We start from the raw sequence: 4,841 nt of genomic DNA, 5'->3' as shown, positions 1-4,841 counted from the left end.
ATCGGTGGATCGAGGCTAAGGTCGGACGGCTGCCAGCTGCCGACTCGGCCCCGCGGCTCTCCCACACCCCTGACGAGCCGAGCGGTGAGATCCACTCGATCCGCCGCCACGCCGTCCTCACCGTCTGTGGATGGACCGTCCTGCGCGCGAGCGGGTGGGGTTCGTCATACGGCCCCGTCCTGGTCCCGCCCGGGCACCCCGGGCATACTGACCGGTAATCCAACGGTGAGGAGCAGGCGATGAAGCTGGGACTAGGACTGGGCTACTGGGGCGCGGGCAAGCCCGAGGGGGTCGAGGAGGCGGTCACGGCCGCCGAGGAGTGCGGGTTCGACTCCGTCTGGACGTCCGAGGCCTACGGGTCCGACGCCCTCACCCCCCTCGCCTGGCTCGGCGCCCGCACCACGCGCCTCACCCTGGGCACCGCCGTCATGCAGATGTCGGCGCGCACCCCCGCCGCCACCGCCATGGCCGCGATGACCATGGACCACCTCTCCGGCGGCCGGTTCGCCCTCGGGATCGGCGCCAGCGGCCCGCAGGTCGTCGAGGGGTGGTACGGCCAGCCCTACCGGCAGCCCCTCGCCCGGACCAGGGAGTATGTCGAGATCCTGCGCGCCGCCATGCGTCGGGACGTGGTGCAGCACACCGGCCGCCACTACCAGGTGCCGATCGAGGGTGGCACCGGTCTCGGCAAGCCGCTCAAGTCCACGCTGCACCCCGTCCGCGAGACGATCCCCATCCTGATCGCCGCCGAGGGCCCCAAGAACGTCGCCCTCACGGCCGAGATCGCCGACGGGTGGCTGCCGCTGTTCTACTCCCCCTACGAGGACTCCTTCTACCGCCGCTGCCTCGACGAGGGCTTCGCCGCGCGTGGCGGCCGCCCGGACGACTTCGAGGTGGCGCTGCCGGTGCAGGTCGTCGTGGACGAGGACCTCGAGCGGGCGGCCGATCGGCTTCGGCCGCACATCGCGCTCTACGTCGGCGGGATGGGCGCCAAGGGGCAGAACTTCCACTACGACGCGGTCGCACGGCTGGGCTTCGAGGCGGAGTGCGAGCGCATCCAGGAGCTGTTCCTGGCGGGGCGCAAGGAGGAGGCCGTGGCCGCCGTCACGACCGAGATGGTGTCGCGCATCGCGCTCGTCGGCCCGGTGGCCAAGATCAAGGACGAGCTCGCCGCGTGGGAGGAGTCGCTAATCACCACGATGGTCGTCCACGGCAACGCCCGCACCGTGCGGCAGATCGCCGAGATCGTGCTGTAGGTCTGCGTGCTGCAGGTCTCCGTGCTGTAGATCACGGTCGCCGCGGGCCCCGGGCAGCGCTCCCGGGCCTGCGCCTTCCGCGACGTCAAGTCCTATCCTCAGGGGCATGCCAGCCGAGCGCCTGATGCCCAACGACGAGTCCCAGGACCTCATCGACCTCACCCGCGAGATCTGCCGCGACAAGCTCGCGCCCCAGGTCGATGCCATGGAGGCCGCTCACGAGTTCCCCCGCGAGATCTTCACGCTGCTCGGCAGGTCGGGCCTGCTGACGCTGGCCTACCCCGAGGAGCTGGGGGGCGGCGGCCAGCCCTACGAGGTCTACCTGCAGGTCGTCGAGGAGATCGCCTACGCCTGGATGTCGGTGGCCGTGGGCGTGTCCGTGCACTCGCTGACCTGCTTCCCGGTCGCGACCTACGGCACCGAGGAGCAGCAGCGCGACCTGCTCACCGGCATGCTCTCCGGCGAGCAGCTCGGGGCCTACTGCCTGTCCGAGCCGCAGGCCGGGTCCGACGTGGCCTCGATGACGACCCGGGCCACGCGCCAAGGGGATTCGGGTCCCTACGCCCTGCGCGGCACCAAGGCCTGGATCTCGCACGCGGGCCATGCCGACTTCTACACGACCTTCGCCCGCACGAGCGACGAGGGCGCCAAGGGCCTGTCCTGCTTCATCGTGCCGGGGGACGCGGCGGGGCTGGGCTTCGCCGAGCCCGAGCGCAAGATGGGCCTGCACTGCGACACGGTCCGCCAGGTCTACCTCGAGGGGGTCGAGGTCGACGAGGGTCGCCGCATCGGTGCGGAGGGGCAGGGTATGCCGATCGCGCTGGCCGCCCTCGACGCCGGTCGTCTCGGCATCGCGGCGTGCGCCACGGGCCTGGCCCAGGCCGCGCTGGACGTGTCCGTGCGCTACGCCAAGGAGCGCGTGCAGTTCGGCCGGACCATCGGCGAGTTCCAGGGCCTGGCCTTCCTGCTCGCCGACATGGAGGCCGCCGTCCACCAGGCGCGGTCGACCTATCTCATGGCCGCCCGCATGAAGGACGCCGGGCGCAGCGTCGGCAAGCAGGCGTCGGTCGCCAAGCTCACCGCCACGGACGCGGCGATGAAGGTCACCACCGACGCTGTGCAGGTGCTCGGCGGCGCGGGCTACACGATGGACTTCCCCGTCGAGCGCTACATGCGCGAGGCCAAGGTCACCCAGATCTTCGAGGGGACCAACCAGATCCAGCGCCTCGTCATCTCGCGGGCGCTGCTCCGCGGCTGAGCTCGTCGGGCCGCGGCCAGACCTATCATCCGATCGTCAACATCCCACCAGGACAGGACATCTCGTGAAGATCACCGACCAGACCGTCGCCCTCGTCACCGGCGGCGGCTCGGGCCTCGGCGAGGCCACCACCCGCGCCCTGCACGCCGCCGGCGCGGCCGTCGTCATCGTCGACCTCGAGACCTCGCGCGGGGCCCAGGTCGCGGAGGAGCTGGGTGAGCGCGCGCGCTTCTGCCCCGCCGACGTGCGGGACGAGGACGGGGTGCAGGCCGCCGTCGACGTCGCCGCCACGCTCGGCGAGCTGCGGATCGCGGTGTCCTGCGCGGGAGTGGCGACGCCGGGTCGCGTCGTGGGTCGCGGTGGCCCCCTCGCGCTGGAGAAGTTCCGGACCGTCGTCGACATCAACCTCGTCGGCACCTTCAACGTCATGCGCCTGGTGGCGGCGGCGATGGTCGACAACGAGCCCGTCGACGGAGACCGTGGCGTCATCATCAGCACCGCCTCCATCGCGGCCTACGACGGGCAGGTCGGGCAGGCGGCATACGCCTCCTCCAAGGCCGGCATCGTCGGGCTGACGCTCACCGCCGCCCGGGACCTCGCCGACAAGGGCATCCGCGTGATGACCATCGCCCCCGGCACCATGGAGACCCCGATGATGGCCGGCATGCCGGAGGAGACCCGCGCCAGCCTCGGCGCGATGGTCCCGCACCCGTCACGCCTCGGCCGCCCCGAGGAGTTCGCTGGGCTCGCGGAGCACATCATCGCCAACCCCATGCTCAACGGTGAGGTGATCCGCCTCGACGGGGCGCTGCGCATGCCGCCTCGCTGACCACTCGTCAAGCCTGGACCGAGGGCACGTTCCGTGACGGGACGTGCCCTCTGCGTATCTCGTGGCGTGTTGACCGATCAAGAAACAATCAGAGGCCAGAAGGTCTTTACAGGGATCGCTGACGGTCCAGGATGATCCCCCATACGGCCCTCCCATCCCCAGGCCGTGCTCACCCACAGGAGTCATCGATGCGCCATCTGACCGTGCCCCGCCCTGCCCTCTTGTCCCTCGCGACCGTCGCCGCCGTCACGCTCGGTGCCGGCGTCCTCGCCCCCATCGCCCAGGCCGGCGCTCCCGCCGCACCGCCGGACGTCAACCCCATCGTCGGCGGCGGCCAGGCCCCCGAGGGCCGGTGGCCCATGGCCGTCAAGATCAAGATGACCACCTCGGGCGGCACCTTCGGCTGCGGCGGCACCCTCATCAGCCCGGACACCGTCCTGACGGCCCAGCACTGCCTCGACGAGACGCCGTCGACGATGAGCGTCGAGGCTCTCATCGGCAAGGTCGACTTCACCAAGGGCGAGTCCCGCAAGGTCGTCACGTGGAAGACGGGGGCGGGCCCGCGCAAGGGCGACTGGGCGGTGGGCAAGCTGGACCGCCCGTCGACCATCACCACCTTCGCCCCCCTGCCGGCAGACACGTCGCTCGACCGCTCCCCCTGGTTCACCGCCATCGGCTGGGGCCGGCTCACCGAGGGCGGCGCCAGCACGCAGTACCTCCAGCAGGTGGACCTCCCCCTGCACACAGGCAGCGGCTGCCTGCCGTATGCCGACGCCGAGATCTGCGCCTCGGGCAACGGGACGGCCGGCAAGGACACCTGCAACGGCGACTCGGGCGGCCCGCTCTTCGCCAAGAACACCTACGGCCGCGAGGTCCAGGTCGGCATCACCTCGTCGGGCGTCGGCTGCGCCCGCGCCAACGACGCGGGGCACTACACCAAGATCTCGGCCTACCGCTCGCAGATCCTGTCGGCCATCGACGCCATCGGCGGCACGCGACCCGGCGGCACGACGCCCACGCCTACCCCGACGCCCACGCCGACCCCGACGCCGGGCAGCAACGCGGTCGTCAACGGCGGCTTCGAGTCCGGCCAGACCGGCTGGACCGGCACCACCGGCCCCATCACCAACAACGCCGGACGCCCCGCCCACACCGGCACCTGGAAGCTCTGGCTCGGCGGCAACGGCACCACCGCCACCGAGTACCAGCAGCAGACCCTGACCGTCCCGGCCGGCGGCAAGCTCACCTACTGGGTCGCCGTCGACAGCGCCGAGACCTCCGGCTACACCGCCTACGACAAGGCCACCGTCACCATCAACGGCTCCGCCGTGGCGTCCTACTCCAACCTGACCAAGACCAACGGCTACGTCCAGAAGACCGTCGACCTGTCCAGCTACGCCGGACGCAGCGTCACCCTCAAGATCACCGCCACCGAAGACTCCTCCGCCCAGTCCAGCTTCGTCTTCGACGACATCACCGTCCAGTAACCCCAGCACCA

At 71.1% G+C, this 4,841-nt stretch carries 5 protein-coding genes; all 5 read left to right on the top strand.

Going from position 1 to position 4,841, the window contains the following annotated elements; translation table 11 throughout:
- Positions 1 to 218: hypothetical protein (locus B2P18_RS15190; protein WP_286961464.1), on the top strand; the 218-nt coding region annotated here is incomplete at its 5' end.
- Positions 219 to 239: 21 nt separating this feature from the next.
- Positions 240 to 1,256, top strand: a complete 1,017-nt coding sequence (locus B2P18_RS15185) for an LLM class F420-dependent oxidoreductase (RefSeq protein ID WP_239262978.1) — start codon at positions 240 to 242, stop codon at positions 1,254 to 1,256.
- Positions 1,257 to 1,362: 106 nt separating this feature from the next.
- Positions 1,363 to 2,514: an acyl-CoA dehydrogenase family protein gene (locus tag B2P18_RS15180; RefSeq protein WP_029212464.1), complete on the top strand. Its 1,152-nt coding sequence runs from the start codon at positions 1,363 to 1,365 to the stop codon at positions 2,512 to 2,514.
- A 64-nt stretch (positions 2,515 to 2,578) separates the two neighbouring features.
- Positions 2,579 to 3,343, top strand: coding sequence for an SDR family NAD(P)-dependent oxidoreductase (locus tag B2P18_RS15175; protein WP_239262975.1), 765 nt, complete (start codon positions 2,579 to 2,581; stop codon positions 3,341 to 3,343).
- Positions 3,344 to 3,531: 188 nt separating this feature from the next.
- Complete coding sequence (locus B2P18_RS15170) at positions 3,532 to 4,830, top strand: trypsin-like serine protease (RefSeq protein ID WP_286961463.1); 1,299 nt, start codon at positions 3,532 to 3,534, stop codon at positions 4,828 to 4,830.
- The last annotated feature ends 11 nt before the right edge of the window (positions 4,831 to 4,841 follow it).

Origin of the sequence: Arsenicicoccus sp. UBA2120, assembly GCF_002330965.1 — a bacterium.
Classification (GTDB): domain Bacteria; phylum Actinomycetota; class Actinomycetes; order Actinomycetales; family Dermatophilaceae; genus Arsenicicoccus; species Arsenicicoccus bolidensis.
This window is presented reverse-complemented; position numbering and strand designations above follow the sequence as displayed.

What these genes read in the sequence shown, in the direction of transcription:
- B2P18_RS15185 (WP_239262978.1), top strand. Translation starts at nt 240, where the DNA reads ATGAAGCTGGGACTAGGACTGGGCTACTGGGGCGCGGGCAAGCCCGAG.
- B2P18_RS15180 (WP_029212464.1), top strand. Translation starts at nt 1,363, where the DNA reads ATGCCAGCCGAGCGCCTGATGCCCAACGACGAGTCCCAGGACCTCATC.
- B2P18_RS15170 (WP_286961463.1), top strand. Translation starts at nt 3,532, where the DNA reads ATGCGCCATCTGACCGTGCCCCGCCCTGCCCTCTTGTCCCTCGCGACC.